Source organism: Pseudomonas baltica (genome assembly GCF_014235765.1).
GTDB lineage: Bacteria > Pseudomonadota > Gammaproteobacteria > Pseudomonadales > Pseudomonadaceae > Aquipseudomonas > Aquipseudomonas baltica.
In genome coordinates this window covers 577342-593424 of sequence record NZ_JACMYH010000001.1, presented here as the reverse complement: position 1 = coordinate 593424, position 16083 = coordinate 577342, and the positions used below count along the sequence as shown (strand labels likewise).

Genomic DNA, 16083 nt, shown 5'->3' with positions numbered 1-16083 from the left:
CTGCAATGACCGACACCCTGCACTTTCCCCTGGCCGCCGTGGTCGCCGCCGATTCGCTGAAACTGGCGTTGTGTCTGGCCGCTATCGATCCGCGCATCGGTGGCGTGTTGATCGAAGGGCCACGGGGCATGGCCAAGAGCACCCTGGCGCGCGGGCTTGCCGATCTGCTCGCCGGTGGCCAGTTGGTGACCTTGCCGCTGGGTGCCAGCGAGGACCGCCTGGTCGGCACGCTCGACCTGGAAGCGGCGCTGGGCGAAGGGCGGGCACGCTTCTCGCCAGGCGTGCTGGCCAAAGCCGACGGTGGCGTGCTGTACGTGGATGAGGTGAACCTGCTCGCCGATCACCTGGTCGACCTGTTGCTCGACGTCGCTGCCAGCGGCGTCAATCGCATCGAGCGCGATGGCATCTCCCACGCCCATCCCGCGCGCTTCGTGCTCATCGGTACCATGAACCCCGAGGAAGGCGAGTTGCGTCCGCAGCTGCTCGACCGCTTTGGCTTCAACGTTGCCCTGGATGGCCAGCCCGCGCCGGCCGAACGCAGCCAGATCATTCGCCGCCGTCTGGCATTCGACAGCGACCCCCAGGCGTTCTGCGCGCAGTGGGCTGCCGCGCAGGCGGCCCTGCGGCTGCGTTGCCAACAGGCGCGGGAGCGTCTTGAGTCGATTCCGCTGAGCGACCAGGCGCTTGAATCGATCACCACCCGTTGCTTCGCCGAAGGCGTGGACGGCCTGCGCGCCGACCTGGTCTGGCTGCGCGCGGCGCGCGCCCATGCGGCCTGGCGCGGCGGCGACGCTATCCTCGACGAAGACGTCGACGCGGTTGCCGAGTTCGCCCTGCGCCATCGCCGCCAGGCGAGCCGGCCGCCAGAGTCCAGCGCAACACCGCCACCGCCGCCCGCTGCCAGCGCCGCGCAACCCTCCGACCCCGGTCAAGGCCAGTGGGGCGACATGCCGGCGCAGGCCGTTCCGGTGGGCGAACGGCGCACGGTGCCGAGCTGGCCAAAAAAGCCCTGAGCATCCGTCCGCGCCCGGCGGATGCTCGGCCCGGCAAGGGCAACCTCGAACAAGGGCGGCAAGGCGCAGCGCGCGCGGCATCGGCCGGCAAGGTCGACTGGCCGGCTACCCTGCTGCAGGGGCGGCCGCGCCAACGTGACGACCTGCGTTGGCAACAGCGTCGCAGTGCCGCCCAGCAGCTATGGCTGATAGTGGTGGACGCGTCGGCTTCGACCCGCCGACATGGCGCCCTGGCCGAGGCCAAGGGCGTGCTGGCCCAGGTATTCGACGACGCCTACCGGCAACGCGCCCGGTTGGCGCTGCTCACCGCCAGCGGCACCGGGCCGGCCTGGCAATGTCACGGTTTGAAGGCTTCGGCGGCGTTGCAGCCCTGGCTGGCCGAGCTGGGCGCAGGCGGCGGCACGCCACTGCTGGCAGCACTGGACCAGGCTCGCGAATGGCTGCAACAACGCGCAGGCCAGCACCCCCAGGAAGCACAACGCTGCCTGGTGTTCACCGACGGGCGTCTGAAGTCACTGGACGGCGCGGTGCCAATGGCCTGTCCGGCATTGCTGGTGGACATGGAGAAGGGCCCGATTCGGCTGGGTCGCGCCCGCGCTCTGGCCGCGGCGCTGAACGCCGAGTACCAGCATCTGGACGACTTGCCGCGCCGGTAGCCTCAGGCCGCCCGTGGATTGCAGAGCGCCTTGCTCCACACCGGATTGTCGCAACGCGGGCAGGGCAGCGCCTGCTGGTGAACCAGGGTTTCCAGGTGGCCGCAATACTCGCAGGCATACAGGTCCTCGCGATCGGCCGTGGTCAGCGACTCCCGATGCTCGGGCGGGAGGATCGACAACCCCGGCTTCACATCCTCGCGTTCGTGGAAGTACAGGCTGACGTCACCATTCACTTCGAGGATACCCAGCCGCACCTGGCCCAGGTGCTCGACGCCGCGAAGGCGCAGTTCCATCAGGAACTCGGCATGGGTGATGTTGCCGCTCTGCAGCGCCTTGAGCTCGAACACACCGTCGCGAATGATCAGAAACGGCTTGCCCTCCAACCATTCGCCGAAGCGGCCGCTGCGCTCGGTCAAAAAGGTGGTGAGGCGATACAAGATGATCATCGCCAGGAACACCACCAACACGGGCAATACGGGTACGTCCTCGTAGAAGGTCACATCGCCAGCCGCCGAGCCCAGGGTCAGGATCACCACCAGCTCGAACAGCGACAGCTGGCGCACCCCGCGCCGTCCGGCGATTTTCAGAAACAGGAAGACCACCACATAGGCCATGAGCGTACGCGCGACCACCTCGCCCAGAAACCCCGTGTTGACATCACCCAGCAGCACACGGTGCCAATCGAACGCGTTCATGCTCATCCTTGCCGATACCGAAAAGCGGCGATTGTACACCGGCGTCGCGCGGGCTCCGCGAGACGTATCGCTGACGCGCCAATGTCGCGCGACGACGATCCATGACCAGCCCGAAGGGGTTAAACGTCAATTTTCCGTTACCGTTTTGGCACAACTTGCAAGCCGCTGTTTTTGATGTATTTTCCCGAACACGTCCCAGCAAGGAAAGGCCATGCCTGTGAATTCGAATGCCTACCCCTGCGAGCCTTGCGGACTGTTGGGCGATAGTCAGCCCATGCGCGACTTGTACAAGCTCATCAACAAGTTCTCGACCACCGATTCCCCGGTCTTGATCCGGGGTGAAGCGGGTACCGGCAAGCAGTTGATCGCCCGAGCACTGCACCAGCAGTCTGCGCGCCGACTGCAGCCCTTCATCGTCTTCGACTGCCAGGCCCGTGCCCACCGCCCGGGCCAGACGCCACTCTTCGCGCCTGGCTGTGGCGAGACCAATGTGCACCCGTTGTCCGGCAGCGTGCTGCAAGCCGCCCATCGCGGTACCTTGCTGCTCGAGCAGGTACATGGCTTGCCGCTGGACATCCAGGAGCAACTGCTGCGGTTTCTGCAGCGCAAGGGCTCAGGCGAGGTGGACGTGCGCGTGGTGGCCACCAGCGACAGCGACCTGGCAGGCGCCATGCGCAAGGGGCAGCTGCGTGAAGATCTCTACTACCGGCTCAACGTGCTGGAGATCGTCGCGGTACCGTTGCGCGAACGCTACGGCGACCTGGCCATGCTGGCCAATCATTTCACCCAACGCTACAGCCGCGAGAACGGTCGGCGCCATCGCCCGTTCAGCCAGGAGGCGCTGATCGCCATGGGTGAGCATGACTGGCCGGGCAATGTCCGTGAGTTGTCCACTCGGGTTCGCCAGGCCCAGGCACTGGCCCACGGCAACCAGATCGAAGCCGGGGACCTGGGGCTGGGCACCGAGACCCTGGTCGCTGCGCCTTTGGGGACGCTGCAGGATTACAAGCACCGCGCCGAGCGTCAGGCACTGGGCGACGTGCTGTTGCGCCATGGCGGCAACCTGAGCACGGCGGCCAGGGTGCTTGGCGTGTCACGCCCGACGCTGTATCGCCTGCTGCACAAACACCACATGCGCTGAGCGCACGCTAGGGTTGGTCCAGAACATGCCGAATGCTCGCCAGTACCTGTGTTTCACGCGCTCGCCAGTCACCGCTGATGACGGTGCAGGGCAGCGCATGGGCCAGCAGCCAGGCCCGGCTCTGGGCAAAGAAGGCCTGGCGCTGGGACAGCTCGGGTTGACAGCGCTGGCCATCGGCAGTCCATTCCACGCCCTCTGGCGAGAGCAGCAAATGCGCGTCGTAGTGCCGTTGCAGCAGCGCCGTTTCCAGCCACGCCGGGCGGTTGCCGAACAAGGTCTCACTCCAGAGCATATTGCTCAGCAAGTGGGTGTCGAGCACCAGCAACGCCGGTTGCGCGCGGCGGGCGGCATCTTCCCAGGCCAATTGGCCGCGAGCGATGGCGTCGATGTCGGCGTAGCAGGTGTCACGCTGTTCGCGGTCGATGAAGTGGCGCACGTATTCGCCCACCACCACCGCACCCAGTTGCACGCGCATGCGTTCGGCCAGCCAGCTCTTGCCCGACGATTCGGGCCCGCACAGCACCACGACCTTCATGCGGCCACCGCCACGCTCTTGCGCCACTGGTGCCAGCCGTGAATCGCCAGCAGCAGGAACAGTGCGTACAACCCTGCCGTCAGGTACAGCGCCTGATGCACGAACAAGCCGACGAAAATCGCATCGAGGACGATCCACAGCGGCCAGCACTGCTCGCGCTTGGTGGCCATCCACCACTGTGCGACCAGGCTGAAGCCGGTCAGCAGGGCGTCCAGCCACGGCTGGCTGGCGTCGCTCCAGGTGGCCATCGCCGCTCCCAGCGCAAGCCCTGCGACCAGGCCGATGAGCAAACCGCCGAGCAGCGGCGCTGGTGCCAGGCGCGTGACCGGTCGACCATTGGCCGTCGCCGCACCACGGGTCCAGTGCCACCACCCGTACACCTGCACGCCCGCGTACACCACTTGCAACAGCATGTTGGAGTACAGCTTGTAGTCATAAAACACATACGAATAGATCAGTACCATGACCAGGCCGATCGGCCAGCACAGCCAATTCTGCTTGACGGTCAACCACACCGCGATCACGCCCAGCGTGGCGGCGAACAATTCCAAAGGCGACATGGACAATCCCTGGCAGGTGCATGCAATGCATCGAAGGCCGGGATTGTAACCTGCGCCACACTCGCGGCGCGCGTTGCGTGCCGTGGACCTGCCGTAAAGATGAAACTTCAACTCAATCAACGCTCGACGGCGCCGGCATGCGGATTTGCACGACCTGCTCTGATAGCATCGCGGGGCCCGACGGCAATGAGTTCTATTAAACAGACAGGACCGCGCCAGGCGCGCGTCCAATTGGGGGAATGATGGATTTTTGGACCGCCATGCAGGCGTTGATTCTGGGCATCGTGGAAGGCTTGACCGAGTTCCTGCCTATCTCCAGCACGGGCCATCAGATCATCGTGGCCGACCTGATCGGCTTCGGAGGCGAGCGGGCGATGGCCTTCAATATCATCATCCAGCTGGGTGCGATACTGGCCGTGGTGTGGGAGTTTCGCCGCAAGATCCTCGAAGTCGTCACCGGCTTGCCGACCCAGCGCAATGCGCAGCGCTTCACCATCAACCTGCTGATCGGCTTTCTGCCTGCAGTGGTGCTGGGGGTGATATTCGCCGACAAGATCCACGAATACCTGTTCAACCCCATCACCGTGGCCGTGGCGCTGGTGCTTGGCGGCTTCGTCATGCTGTGGGCCGAGAAGCGCGAACATGCCGTGCGGGTTCACCACGTCGATGACATGCACTGGAGCGATGCGCTCAAGGTCGGCTTTGCCCAATGCCTGGCGATGATTCCCGGCACTTCGCGCTCGGGCTCGACCATCATCGGCGGCCTGCTGTTCGGTCTGTCGCGCAAGACGGCCACCGAGTTCTCGTTTTTCCTGGCCATGCCGACCATGGTCGGCGCCGCGGTGTACTCCGGCTACAAGTTCCACCATCTGTTTCAGCCAGCGGACTTCCCGGTGTTTGCGCTGGGCTTCGTAGTCTCGTTCATCTTCGCGATGATCGCAGTGCGCGGCCTGCTCAAGTTCATCGCCACCCATAGCTACGCGGTGTTCGCCTGGTACCGCATCGCCTTCGGCCTGATCATCCTGGCCACCTGGCAGTTCGGCTGGATCGACTGGTCCAGTGCGCAGGGCTGAACCGGCGTCGCGCCGGGCGCCGTCACCGCTGCGAGGCGGGCAGCAGCGTCCCGTGCGATTCCTGGCGCTGAAACTTACGGCCTTCATCCTGCTGTGCCTGTTGCCGTTCCTGGGCGTATTGCGCCTGGCACTGGCCGGGCACCCGGCGCTGCTGGCAGTCTATGCCCTGATGAGTCTGCTTGCGGCCGGGTTGTACTGGCATGACAAGCGCCGCGCCACGGTGCAGGGCCAGCGCATTCCGGAAAGACTGCTGCACGGCGTCGAGCTGCTTGGCGGCTGGCCGGGTGCGCTGCTCGCCCAGCAACTGTTCCGGCACAAGACGCGCAAGGTGTCCTATCAACTGGTGTTCTGGCTGATCGTCGCGCTTCATCAGGCGTTCTGGTTCGATCAGGTCATTTTTGCCGGACAGCACCTGGGTATCACGTTCTGACGCCACGGCCTGCACTTGCAAGCTCAATGCGCGTGACGGCTGCCGGTGGGGTCCTGGATCTGGATGACGCGACCCTTGCTCCAGGCGTCGGCGCCTGGGTCTATTGCCGGCGCGGGGATATCGGCGCGGGCCGCTTTCTTGCTGTCGCTGTCGACACCGAAGCGTTTGTCGCGCTCGCGCACCAGCGCCGGATCGATCTGCCCATCAGCGGTGAAACCCATCATCAGTTGCGGTACGCCCAGGGGCAGCTGCTTGTCCAGATCGGTGTGCCAGGTATGCCAGGTCTTGCCGTAGGTGTTCACCAGTTTTTCCATCAGGGCATGTTCGGCCGGCGCGGGAATGCCCGGCGCTATCAGTTGGCCAGACTTCACTTCGTGGACGTGGCTGTGCCACAACGCTTTCTCGGCCGTGGGCAGTGTGGCGAAGAGCCCGGCGCTGATGATGTATTCGACGCCCATAAGTTTTGCATCCTTGACGTTACCGTCATAAATGACGCACTGAATCACTTCTTCATTGAGGATGGCGCAATAGTGATGGGCTTCCATCTGCGCGCCGGGGTGTCCATTGTAGAAATGAAAGCCATCCAGGTAGGCGTTCAACTCATCGATGGGTGGGCGCGACTGCAGCGCGTTGGCGCCAGCGTCCAGGGTCTTGGTCAGCGCTGTGGCCGGTACGCCGGGCGCGTCTACCTTGGATGCGCTGTTATTGCCGGCGCAGCCCGCGATGGCGAGGGCGGCAAGGCACGTCAACGAGGTGCGCGTGGCAAGGGCCTTTCGAGTGTTCATGCTGGAATCCTTTTCATGGGGGCGAAGCGCAGCCAAGGCTCTGGGAGCAGTGGCCGGCAACAATTCAGGGGCACCTTCATAGAGCCGGACCGCGGACGAGGGTTCAGCCGATCAGACCCTGGTTGCGGTCAGTGGAGGGTTTTCAGCCGCGCCTGCGTAATATTTCACGGAACCGGCGTGTGACTTGGCCCATCCTATGCTGTGTCAGAACCTACCCCCGAGGTTTTGCCAAGGAAGAGCGCCGCGATGGTCCGTCGTTGTGCAGTATTGGTTTTTCTGCTGCTGTTGAGCCTGTTTTCGGTGCAGGCTCAAGCGCTTCCCCATGTCCGCTGGAACGTGGGTTATCACCTGCTGACCTTCAACGACCCGCTCGACGACCAGCCCATGCAAGCCTATGCCTTCTACCCCACCCAGGGACGTACGCATCCGGCCCGATTGGGCGGCTACAGCATCGACGCGCAGCAGGATGCCCCGATCGCCATCGGTCGCTTCCCGCTGCTGATGCTGTCCCACGGCAACACCGGCACCCCCTTGGCCTTGCACGATCTGATCACTGCACTGACGCGCAAGGGCTTCGTGGTGGTGGCGGTGGTCCATCCGGGTGACAACGCCCAGGATCACAGCCGTTTGGGCAAGCTCAGCAATCTGTACGGGCGGCCACTGCAGATCTCCCAGGCGATCACCGCAGCGTTGGGCGATTCGATGTTGTCGCCTTTCGTCAATGCCAACGCAGTTGGGGTGATCGGCTATTCCGCAGGTGGCGAGACGGCATTGATCCTCTCCGGCGCGCGCCCCGACCTGCAGCGCTTGCGCAAGTACTGCGAAGAGCGGCCCTACGACGCCGATGCCTGCCAGACCCGTGGTGAACTGGAAGCCGACCGCGACGACCTGAACCCCGAAGCCGACCCACGGGTACGCGCGCTGTTGTTGATGGCGCCGTTGAGCCTGATGTTCGGTCGCCAGACCCTGGCTGAAGTCCATTTGCCAACCCTGATCTACAGCGGCGATAACGATCAACTGGTGGCCATCGACAAGAATGCCGAGGCGCTGGCGCGCAAGCTGCCGGGAAACACGGACTATCGACTGCTCCCCGGCGCCGGTCACTTTGTTTTCATGGCGCCATGCACGGACGAGCAACGCGACTCCTCGCCGGCCCTGTGTACCGATGCCGACGGCGTGGACCGTGAAGGTATCCACCGCGACCTGATCCACGAAGCCGGCAAGTTCTTCACGCACACCCTGGGTCGGCCTTCACGCGCGGGCCTGCAGACCGCCGATCACTGATCCTGGCGCGACAGCCACGCAGTGAGCCCCAGTGCCGCGAGGGACAGCCCGGCGGCCAGAGCGAAAATCGATCCATAGCCGAATCCGGCCGCTACTGCGCCCATCACCGGTCCGGCAATCGCCAGGGCCAGATCGAAGAACACCGCGAAGGCGCTCAAGCCTGCACCGCGGCTGGTGCCCGGTACCTTGTGGATGGCCAGCACCCCCAGCGCTGGATAGACCAGCGACAACCCCAAGCCGGCCAGCGCTGCACCCGCGAGCGTGAAGGTCGGCGAGGGCGCCAGCCAGAGCAGGCTCAACCCGACCACCTCCGTGGCGATACAGGCCATGGCCACCGTCGAGCCGCCCAGGTGATTGATGCTGTTGATGAACACCAGGCGCGCCGCGATGAAGCTGATGCCGAAGGCGGTCAGGCACCAGGCCGCGCCTTCCCAGCCGCGTTCCACGTAGTAGAGGGTGATGAACGTGGTGAGGGTGCCGTAGCCGATCGACGCCAGCATCAGGCTCATCCCGTGTGGTGCGACCCGGCCGAAGGCCGCCCAGAACGGCATGCGTTCGCCACGCACCACGGGCGCGGCAGGCGTATCGTGGATCATCCACAGCGCCAGCGCGCTCAATAGCATCAGGGCGATGCCCAAGGTCCAGAAGCCGGCGAACCCCACCATCAGCACGCCCAGGGGCGCGCCGATGGCGATTGCGCCATAGGAGGCGATGCCATTCCAGGAAATCACCTTGGCCATGTGCTCGGCGCCGACGCGGCTGATGCCCCAGCTGCTGGTACCCACGCCGATCGCACCCTGGGACAGGCCGAGGACCACACGCCCGGCGATCAGCACCCCCAGGCTCCACTGCGGCACGCTGTGCAGGAACACGGATACGAAGGTCAGCGCGCCGCTGATACCGATACCGATCAAGCCGTAGACAATGGTGCGTTTGGTGCCCAGGGCATCGGCCATACGCCCGGCACTCGGACGGCTGAGCAGGGTGGCCAGGTACTGCGCGCCGATCACCACGCCAGCCGCTACGGCGCTGAAGCCCAGCTGATCGTGAACGTAGCCCGGCAACACGGCAATCGGCAGCCCGATGGAGATGAAGGCAATGAAGGTGTAGAAGACGATGGAGATGATTTGCAGGTTGATGGACGACGAAGGGGTAGGGTGGGCAGACTCGGTCATGGGCTCGTTCGCAGGCGTGCGCTTGGGGTCCCCTCGGACAGGGAACGTTGGTTAAAGCAAAGCAGGCTATCGATTGTTTGCAACTCTTCGACACAACGCGACGCTGCTACAACCACAACGCAAGCCGCGTCATCGCAGATGGCGCGGCTTGCACGAATCCCTGTAGCAGCGGCGCAAGCCGCGTCCCGGTTCGCCGCGCTGCGTCAGGCACACCGCCTCGCCGGTGGCGCAGCTTGCACGAATCCCTGTAGCAGCGGCGCAAGCCGCGTCCGGGTTCGCCGCGTTGCGTCAGGCACACCGCACTGGCCGGTGACGCGGCTTGCGCCGCTGCTACAGGGGCTGTTCCAGCAACGCAACGGTTTTCTCGTCGGGCTCACCATTGAAGAACCGGTCGAGCACTTGCTGGAAGCACACCTGCTCAGGTGCGACGCTGGCAAACAAGGTCATGCATGAACGCAGTTTCATATCATCGGGACTGCCGAACATGGCTGTCACGCTCTTGCCCGAATGCTCGAGCACGGTCCGTGTGCACTCCAGAAGCCGAGCGCCCAGTAACGGATCGTGCAGATAGGCCACTGCTTCGGCAGCGCCGCTGATCGCGTAGAAACGCGCCGTCTCGCTCCGCCCCAGGCCGGCCAGTTGGGGAAAGACGAACCACATCCAGTGAGTGCGCTTGCGGCCGCTGCGCAATTCTTCGAGGACATCGGAGTACACCACGCGTTGGGCGTCGATGAAGCGGTTCAGATCGAAGGTGTCGTTCATGGCAGGTACTTCCCCCAGGAATTGTGTGCAATTGTGGCCGCTATCAGGCAGTGGAGTTCCATCTACCCGTATCGTCACTCTTGAGCTAACAGTACTTCCACACCCAGCTTGCGGATCGCCTCGGCGGCCACGTCAGTCAACTCGCTGTCGCTGATGACCACATCGAACTGCTCGAGCCCGGCGATCTTGTACATCCCGAACGTACCGTATTTGGAACTGCTGGTGATGAGCACCCGCTGAGACGCCGACTGCATCGCCACCTGCTTGACCTCGACCTTGAGCGCCGAAGGCGTGGTGATGCCCCGTTGCAGGTCCCAGGAACTGGTGGACATGAATGCAATATCGGTCGCCAGCTGGCGCAATGTGGCCACTGCCAAACCACCCACGCACGAGCGGTTAGGATGGTCGAGCAGCCCGCCGGTGTGAATCACGTCCACATGCAGCGCTTCGGCCAGAGCATGAACGATGCCGAAGTCGTTGGTCACCACGGTCATGCCCGAGAGGGCCGCGATATGCGGAACAACCTCCAGTGTGCTGGTGCCAGCATCCAGATACACCGTCATGTCATCGTGTAACAAACCTGCGGCGAGCCTTGCCATCGCCTGTTTCTGCGGCTGCTCGGCGACCGCCTTGGACTGATGGCTGGGTTCGCTGTGCAACTGGCTGGCAATGCGCACGCCACCGGGCACCGAGTAGGCGCGGCCTTCCTGCTCCAACACACTGATATCGCGGCGCACGGTCATGTGCGAGCAATCGAACATTTCCGTCAGTTGGTGCACGCTGAGCACCTGGTGCTTGCGCAACTGGCGCAGGATCTGTTCCCGGCGCTGGTCGGGAATCATCGGTGCGGCGCCAGTGATGGCGAGGTCCTCGTCGGTGGGCATTCAGGCTCCGGGGCGTGCAGGCAGATGGTCAGGCGGCCATCTTAGCGAATCACCGCCTCGATCAATAGAACGCCGATCAAACCGATCACCGATTGCAGGCACAGCATCAGGGTCCAGGTGCGGAAGGTCTGAGCCACACTGAGTTGGAAGTACTCCTTGAACAGCCAGAAACCCGAGTCATTGACGTGGGAGAGCATCACGGCACCCGAGGCGGTGGCCAGTACCAACAGCTCCGGTGACAGGCCCGGATAGGCCAGTGCCAGGGGCGCGACGATCCCGGTGGCAGCGACGGTGGCGACTGTCGCAGAACCGACGCAGATGCGCAGTAGCGCCGCAATGCCCCAGCTTAAAATCAGCGGATTGACCGCCCAGCCAGAAGCATGGTGAGTGATCAGTGCATCTAGGTGAATGGTAGTGAGCATTTCCTTGAAGCCACCGCCAGCGCCCAGAATCATCACGATCGCGCCCAGCGGTGCCAGGCCCTGGCTGGCCATCTTCTGCACCTGGCCCAGGTTGAACCCGGCGCGCAGGCCCAAGGCGAAGAAGGCAAAGATGACCGCGATCAACAACGACAGGATCGGGTTGTTCAGGGCGTTGAATACCCCGTAGGCCATCGAGCCCTTGACGCTGAAGGCCAAGCCCAGGGTGCCGACCAGCATCAGGCCGGGCGGCAGCAGCACGGCGATGATCGATGACAGCAGCGACACCTGGTTTTGATCCGGGCTGACTTCCCGCGCGCCCACTGGGCCTGCGCTGAGGTCGGGCGCCGGGCCGAACCAGGGGCTGATCAGGCGGGTGAAGATCGGGCCGCAGATGATCGCGGTCGGCACGGCGATCAGCAGGCCATAAAAGATGGTCAGTCCGGTATTGGCATGGAACGCTGCGACCGCCAGCGTCGGGGCCGGGTGCGGCGGCAGCAGACCGTGAGACACATACAGGCCGGCGGCCAGGGGCAGACCTATGTAAAGCAGATGGCTATTGGTGCGTTTTGCCACCGTATAGACCAGCGGGGCCAGCATGATGAAGCTGACGTCGAACAGGTGCGGCATGCCGATCAGCAAGGCGGCGGCGCAGATCGCCCAGGGCGCGTACTGCACCGGACGCTGGCCGATAAAGGCATTGGCGATGCGGTCGGCGCCGCCCGAGCCCAGCAGGATACCGCCCAGCAGCGTACCCAGGCCGATCACCGGGCCGGTCTTGGCCAGCGCCGAGCCGAAGCCCTTGGCGAAGCTGTCGATGGTCTCGCCGGCGCCCGCACCACTGAGCAGGCCAAGGCCGATCGCGGTAAGGGTCAGGGCCAGGAACGGGTTGAGCTTGAGCTTGGTGATGAGCAGGATCAACACCACGATGGCGCCGGCGGCCATCGCGAAAATCAGCAGTTCGCTATTCATGTTTTTATGGAACCTGTGAAGTGGACGTCGGTGCCCGTGTCGGGCACCGGTATCGGCTGAAAGCCGCTGTGCGATCAGGCCGATTGCAGGCCGGTCTGCCAGGCGCGGTGCAATTCATCGTTGTACTGCTCGATGTCACCCATCAGCAGCAACTCGCCAGCTTTGATGTCCCGCGTGGCGGTTGCGTGGGCTGCCAGGTACAACGGAGCGATATCGTCGGGGGCATCCGAACGCCCGATCAGCACGGCCTGCACACCGGTGACATCGTGGTGGTGGCCACCCATTTTCAGCACGGTGCCTGCAGCGATATCGATCGTGGCGCGTCCGGCCAGAATGGTCGACTGGCTCGGTTTGTCGGTGCCCGACGCACGTTTGTGCAGCACGGCGTTGAGCAGGGTGATCGGCGTTTCCACACCCATGAAGTGGTAGGGCAGGTACAGGCAGGCGTAGCGTCCGTTGCGGCTGACCACGTGGCCTTTCTGCGCGAGCAATTCCCAGGTCGGTTTGTCGTGGGTGCGGATGATCACGAACACACCCCCGGCAAAGCTCGCCTCGTCGGGTAGACGCAGCACGTTGAACACCTCGATCACGCCGCTGCGACCCAGCACACCACCGTCTTCACGCAAGGCGTAGATGTCGGCCAGTTCGCTGGTACGAGCAATCGGGTAGTGCAGCAGTTCCACGTCCGGCACCAGGCCGGTGTTGGTAGCCACCACCGACATTTCGCAATAGTCAGCGGTGGCGGACGTCTTCAGGCCATTCAAGGCGGCGCGGCGTGCTGCAAGGGTGGCTGGAATGTCATCGCCCAGGCGCAGCAATTCGCCCATGGCTGGCGCGGAAATGGTGGTATCAAGCTGGGTGATGCTGCCGTCCTCGGGGTTGAACACCAGATCGTATTCACTGGACTTGCCCGCCGCGACGATGTCCAGCTTGAGCACACGCGCCCAGCTGACCCAGCCGATCAGGTTGGCCGGCTGATCGCCGTCGGCGGTGGTGTAGACCACATCGTGTTGTGCGGCAAGGCGGGACAGGGCGATACCCGCAACAGAGTCCACTTCCTTGCTGACCATGGCGACGTGACGACCGTCCTCGATGGCGCGCCGGGCGACCTGGTAGCCAATCGCAGGGTTGCCGGTGGCTTCCACCAGGATGTCGTAGCGGGCAGCCTGCAGCAGGGCGACGTCGGCGACCAGCACAATGGCATCGGACGGTGCGCTGGCAACCGCGGCCGCATCCTTGCAGATGTACAGCTGTTCTGCGGCAAAGCCTAGTTCGACGCACAACCCATGCAGGCCGGGCACGTCCAGGTCGCACAGAACGGCGGGGACCAGGTTGGGCATCAGCTGCGTCTGGGCCAGCAAGGTGCGCGAGAAACCACCCTTGGCGCCGGTGAGTGCGTAACGTACGGCCTGGCCGGCTTGTGCAGCGAACAGCAATTCGAAATTCATGGTTCGTCCTCGGTGAAGGGAAAATCGGCAGCGACCACCGGATGAACAATATTTGTTATGGATTCGTAGCTCCCGAGTGACAGCACGATAGTGCGGTTTTCACAGTAAGGTCAATTTATTTAACATGGATTAACACTAGGCTTGCTTTCGCTTGTAGTATTGGGTCATTGAATCGCTCAGATGAACCAATAATTAACATGCGCCGTGCCCGCCACGGTGACCTGTGCAGGAGATGCCACTCATGACCGCTGTCCATCGCCCGCTGCTCGGCTGCATTGCCGACGACTTCACCGGTGCTACCGATCTCGCCAACATCCTGGTGCGCGGCGGCATGCGCACGGTGCAATCGATTGGCGTTCCAGACAGTGATCTGGCCGAGTTCGCCGAGGCGGATGCCATCGTCATTGCTCTAAAATCCCGTACCACGTCGGCGGCCAGCGCCGTAGCCGAATCGTTGCAGGCGCTGGCGTGGCTGCGCGAGCGTGGCTGCCAACAGTTCTTCTTCAAATACTGCTCGACGTTCGATTCGACCGCAGTGGGCAACATTGGCCCGGTCACCGAGGCACTCCTGGAAGCCCTCGGCAGCGATTTCACCATCGCCTGTCCGGCGTTCCCGGAGACCGGCCGCACCCTGTTCCGCGGTCATCTGTTCGTTCAGGACAGCCTGCTCAATGAATGCGGCATGCAGCACCACCCGCTCACACCGATGAAAGATGCCAACCTGGTCCGCGTGCTGGACGAGCAAACCACCGGCGCGGTGGGTCTGCTGCGCTACGACGTGGTTGGGCAGGGCGCCTCTGCGGTGGCCATGCGTATGGACGAACTGCGAGCCGAAGGCGTGCGCGTGGCCATTGCCGATGCCGTGAGTGACGACGATCTACAGACGCTGGGGCGTGCCTGCGCCGGGCTGGCGTTGATCACCGGCGGCTCGGGCGTCGCTCAGGGCCTGCCGGAGAACTTCCGCCGCCAGGGCCTGTTGCGCACAGGCGACGCATCCGCCATGCCGGTCATCGAAGGCCGTGCCGTGGTGTTGGCAGGCAGTACCTCCAAGGCTACCAACGGGCAGGTCGCTGCCTGGCTGGAAGCAGGTCGCCCGGCCTTTCGCATCGACCCACTTGCAATCGCACGAGGCGAACCGGTCGTAGCCCAGGCTGTAGCGTTCGCCGACCGTGACCAAGCGGTGCTGATCTACGCCACCAGCAGCCCCGAGCGAGTGGCTGCCGTGCAACGGGAGTTGGGTGCCGAACACGCAGGCGCCATGATCGAAGCGGCGCTGGGCGAGGTCGCGACACAACTGCAAGGCAAGGGCTGGCGCCGGTTCGTCATCGCGGGCGGGGAAACTTCCGGTTCGGTGGTGCAGGCGTTGCGCGTCAAAGGCTTGCGTATCGGCCGGCAGATCGATCCTGGCGTGCCGGCTACCGTAGCCTTTGGCGGCTCCAATGCGCTTGCGCTGACGCTCAAGTCAGGCAACTTTGGCAGCGTGGACTTTTTTCCCAAAGCGCTGGCTTGCCTGGCGGGAGATTTTTCGTGAGAAATGAAAACGACCTGCGCGAAGAAATCTGTGAAGTCGGCCTGAGCCTGTTCGGGCGTGGGTATACCGTCGGCAGCGCCGGCAACATCAGTGCACGCCTTGACGACGGTTGGCTGATCACCCCTACCGATGCTTGTCTCGGAAGGCTGCAGCCCCACGCCATTGCCAAGGTCACCACGGCGGGTGAATGGGTCAGCGGTGACAAACCTTCCAAGACCCTGGCCCTGCACCGGCAAGTTTACGACCGAAACCCAGGAGTCAACGGCGTGGTCCACACCCACTCCACTCATCTGGTGGCCCTCACTTTGGCTGGGGTGTGGAGCGCGCAGGACATCTTGCCGCCGCTCACGCCTTATCAGGTCATGAAGGTGGGCCGCATCCCGTTGATCCAGTACCAGCGCCCAGGCTCGCCCGACGTGGCGACGCAAGTTGCCGCACTGGCCGATCAGGTGAGGGGGGTCATGCTGGAACGGCTTGGCCCGGTTGTCTGGGAAAGCTCGGTGTCAAAGGCCAGCCATGCGCTGGAAGAACTGGAGGAAACCGCACGGCTGTGGCTGATGACCGAGCCACGACCTGCGCCCTTGAGCCAGGCAGCCGTCGAAGAACTCAAGAGGGTGTTCGGTTGCGCCTGGTGAGGCATTGACCCTACTTGTGAAAAGGCCATCGTTGGGCTTTACTGGAACCAGCGTCCTACAAAAATCACAAGAGACGAAGCTGATG

General features: G+C 63.9%; 17 protein-coding genes. 8 read left to right on the top strand and 9 right to left on the bottom strand.

The genetic code is table 11. The annotated features are described in order from the left end of the window. Positions 1-5: 5 nt before the first annotated feature. Both H7993_RS02745 and H7993_RS02740 read left to right on the top strand, forming a co-directional pair. Positions 6-1013 (top strand): magnesium chelatase ATPase subunit I, encoded by a 1008-nt coding sequence (locus tag H7993_RS02745; RefSeq protein ID WP_122478279.1) that lies wholly within the window; start codon positions 6-8, stop codon positions 1011-1013. Further along, positions 938-1669, top strand: coding sequence for a VWA domain-containing protein (locus tag H7993_RS02740; RefSeq protein WP_185793358.1), 732 nt, complete (start codon positions 938-940; stop codon positions 1667-1669). The genes H7993_RS02745 and H7993_RS02740 overlap by 76 nt, the downstream gene beginning before the upstream one ends. Before the next feature lie 2 nt (positions 1670-1671). On the opposite strand, the gene H7993_RS02735 is transcribed toward H7993_RS02740, so the two are convergent. After that, a complete protein-coding gene (locus H7993_RS02735) occupies positions 1672-2364 on the bottom strand; it encodes a DUF421 domain-containing protein (RefSeq protein WP_122478126.1) in 693 nt (230 codons plus the stop codon). Between the two features lie 211 nt (positions 2365-2575). Here H7993_RS02735 and H7993_RS02730 point away from each other — a divergent pair, with 211 nt between their 5' ends. After that, positions 2576-3505 (top strand): sigma 54-interacting transcriptional regulator, encoded by a 930-nt coding sequence (locus tag H7993_RS02730; protein WP_185793357.1) that lies wholly within the window; start codon positions 2576-2578, stop codon positions 3503-3505. A 7-nt stretch (positions 3506-3512) separates the two neighbouring features. On the opposite strand, the gene H7993_RS02725 is transcribed toward H7993_RS02730, so the two are convergent. Further along, positions 3513-4040 (bottom strand): AAA family ATPase, encoded by a 528-nt coding sequence (locus H7993_RS02725; RefSeq protein ID WP_185793356.1) that lies wholly within the window; start codon positions 4038-4040, stop codon positions 3513-3515. After that, a complete protein-coding gene (gene pnuC, locus H7993_RS02720; protein ID WP_185793355.1) occupies positions 4037-4600 on the bottom strand; it encodes a nicotinamide riboside transporter PnuC in 564 nt (187 codons plus the stop codon). Before pnuC ends, H7993_RS02725 begins: the two co-directional genes overlap by 4 nt. 242 nt (positions 4601-4842) lie before the next feature. On the opposite strand from pnuC, the gene H7993_RS02715 reads away from it, so the two are divergent. Then, on the top strand, positions 4843-5673 hold the full coding sequence (locus tag H7993_RS02715; protein ID WP_122478277.1) for an undecaprenyl-diphosphate phosphatase: 831 nt from the start codon (positions 4843-4845) through the stop codon (positions 5671-5673). Between the two features lie 52 nt (positions 5674-5725). Then, positions 5726-6103: a DUF1294 domain-containing protein gene (locus H7993_RS02710; RefSeq protein WP_122478275.1), complete on the top strand. Its 378-nt coding sequence runs from the start codon at positions 5726-5728 to the stop codon at positions 6101-6103. Positions 6104-6126: 23 nt separating this feature from the next. On the opposite strand, the gene H7993_RS02705 is transcribed toward H7993_RS02710, so the two are convergent. Beyond that, the gene (locus H7993_RS02705) at positions 6127-6888 is read right to left on the bottom strand and encodes an OBAP family protein (RefSeq protein WP_185793354.1); all 762 of its coding nucleotides are present in this window, start codon (positions 6886-6888) and stop codon (positions 6127-6129) included. Positions 6889-7134: 246 nt separating this feature from the next. Here H7993_RS02705 and H7993_RS02700 point away from each other — a divergent pair, with 246 nt between their 5' ends. Continuing rightward, complete coding sequence (locus H7993_RS02700; RefSeq protein ID WP_185793353.1) at positions 7135-8172, top strand: alpha/beta hydrolase family protein; 1038 nt, start codon at positions 7135-7137, stop codon at positions 8170-8172. On the opposite strand, the gene H7993_RS02695 is transcribed toward H7993_RS02700, so the two are convergent. The 5 genes from H7993_RS02695 to H7993_RS02675 form a co-directional block, all read right to left on the bottom strand. Then, positions 8166-9347, bottom strand: coding sequence for an MFS transporter (locus tag H7993_RS02695; RefSeq protein WP_185793352.1), 1182 nt, complete (start codon positions 9345-9347; stop codon positions 8166-8168). The genes H7993_RS02700 and H7993_RS02695 overlap by 7 nt on opposite strands. A 330-nt stretch (positions 9348-9677) precedes the next feature. Further along, positions 9678-10109 (bottom strand): DUF1810 domain-containing protein, encoded by a 432-nt coding sequence (locus H7993_RS02690; RefSeq protein ID WP_185793351.1) that lies wholly within the window; start codon positions 10107-10109, stop codon positions 9678-9680. A gap of 74 nt (positions 10110-10183) precedes the next feature. Then, positions 10184-10993: a DeoR/GlpR family DNA-binding transcription regulator gene (locus H7993_RS02685; protein WP_185793350.1), complete on the bottom strand. Its 810-nt coding sequence runs from the start codon at positions 10991-10993 to the stop codon at positions 10184-10186. Positions 10994-11034: 41 nt separating this feature from the next. Continuing rightward, a complete protein-coding gene (locus H7993_RS02680) occupies positions 11035-12384 on the bottom strand; it encodes a GntT/GntP/DsdX family permease (protein ID WP_185793349.1) in 1350 nt (449 codons plus the stop codon). 74 nt (positions 12385-12458) lie between these two features. Beyond that, positions 12459-13832 carry a homoserine dehydrogenase gene (locus H7993_RS02675; protein ID WP_185793348.1) on the bottom strand — a complete coding sequence of 458 codons (1374 nt, stop codon included), beginning with the start codon at positions 13830-13832 and terminating at the stop codon, positions 12459-12461. A gap of 241 nt (positions 13833-14073) precedes the next feature. Here H7993_RS02675 and otnK point away from each other — a divergent pair, with 241 nt between their 5' ends. Together otnK and otnC are read left to right on the top strand one after the other, a co-directional pair. After that, positions 14074-15363: a 3-oxo-tetronate kinase gene (otnK, locus tag H7993_RS02670; RefSeq protein ID WP_185793347.1), complete on the top strand. Its 1290-nt coding sequence runs from the start codon at positions 14074-14076 to the stop codon at positions 15361-15363. Then, positions 15360-15998 (top strand): 3-oxo-tetronate 4-phosphate decarboxylase, encoded by a 639-nt coding sequence (gene otnC, locus H7993_RS02665; RefSeq protein WP_185793346.1) that lies wholly within the window; start codon positions 15360-15362, stop codon positions 15996-15998. Before otnK ends, otnC begins: the two co-directional genes overlap by 4 nt. The last annotated feature ends 85 nt before the right edge of the window (positions 15999-16083 follow it).

What these genes read in the sequence shown, in the direction of transcription:
- H7993_RS02725 (WP_185793356.1), bottom strand. Translation starts at nt 4,040, where the DNA reads ATGAAGGTCGTGGTGCTGTGCGGGCCCGAATCGTCGGGCAAGAGCTGG.
- H7993_RS02680 (WP_185793349.1), bottom strand. Translation starts at nt 12,384, where the DNA reads ATGAATAGCGAACTGCTGATTTTCGCGATGGCCGCCGGCGCCATCGTG.
- pnuC (WP_185793355.1), bottom strand. Translation starts at nt 4,600, where the DNA reads ATGTCGCCTTTGGAATTGTTCGCCGCCACGCTGGGCGTGATCGCGGTG.
- H7993_RS02690 (WP_185793351.1), bottom strand. Translation starts at nt 10,109, where the DNA reads ATGAACGACACCTTCGATCTGAACCGCTTCATCGACGCCCAACGCGTG.
- H7993_RS02695 (WP_185793352.1), bottom strand. Translation starts at nt 9,347, where the DNA reads ATGACCGAGTCTGCCCACCCTACCCCTTCGTCGTCCATCAACCTGCAA.
- H7993_RS02700 (WP_185793353.1), top strand. Translation starts at nt 7,135, where the DNA reads ATGGTCCGTCGTTGTGCAGTATTGGTTTTTCTGCTGCTGTTGAGCCTG.
- H7993_RS02735 (WP_122478126.1), bottom strand. Translation starts at nt 2,364, where the DNA reads ATGAACGCGTTCGATTGGCACCGTGTGCTGCTGGGTGATGTCAACACG.
- H7993_RS02685 (WP_185793350.1), bottom strand. Translation starts at nt 10,993, where the DNA reads ATGCCCACCGACGAGGACCTCGCCATCACTGGCGCCGCACCGATGATT.
- otnK (WP_185793347.1), top strand. Translation starts at nt 14,074, where the DNA reads ATGACCGCTGTCCATCGCCCGCTGCTCGGCTGCATTGCCGACGACTTC.
- H7993_RS02675 (WP_185793348.1), bottom strand. Translation starts at nt 13,832, where the DNA reads ATGAATTTCGAATTGCTGTTCGCTGCACAAGCCGGCCAGGCCGTACGT.
- H7993_RS02715 (WP_122478277.1), top strand. Translation starts at nt 4,843, where the DNA reads ATGGATTTTTGGACCGCCATGCAGGCGTTGATTCTGGGCATCGTGGAA.
- H7993_RS02730 (WP_185793357.1), top strand. Translation starts at nt 2,576, where the DNA reads ATGCCTGTGAATTCGAATGCCTACCCCTGCGAGCCTTGCGGACTGTTG.
- H7993_RS02705 (WP_185793354.1), bottom strand. Translation starts at nt 6,888, where the DNA reads ATGAACACTCGAAAGGCCCTTGCCACGCGCACCTCGTTGACGTGCCTT.
- H7993_RS02745 (WP_122478279.1), top strand. Translation starts at nt 6, where the DNA reads ATGACCGACACCCTGCACTTTCCCCTGGCCGCCGTGGTCGCCGCCGAT.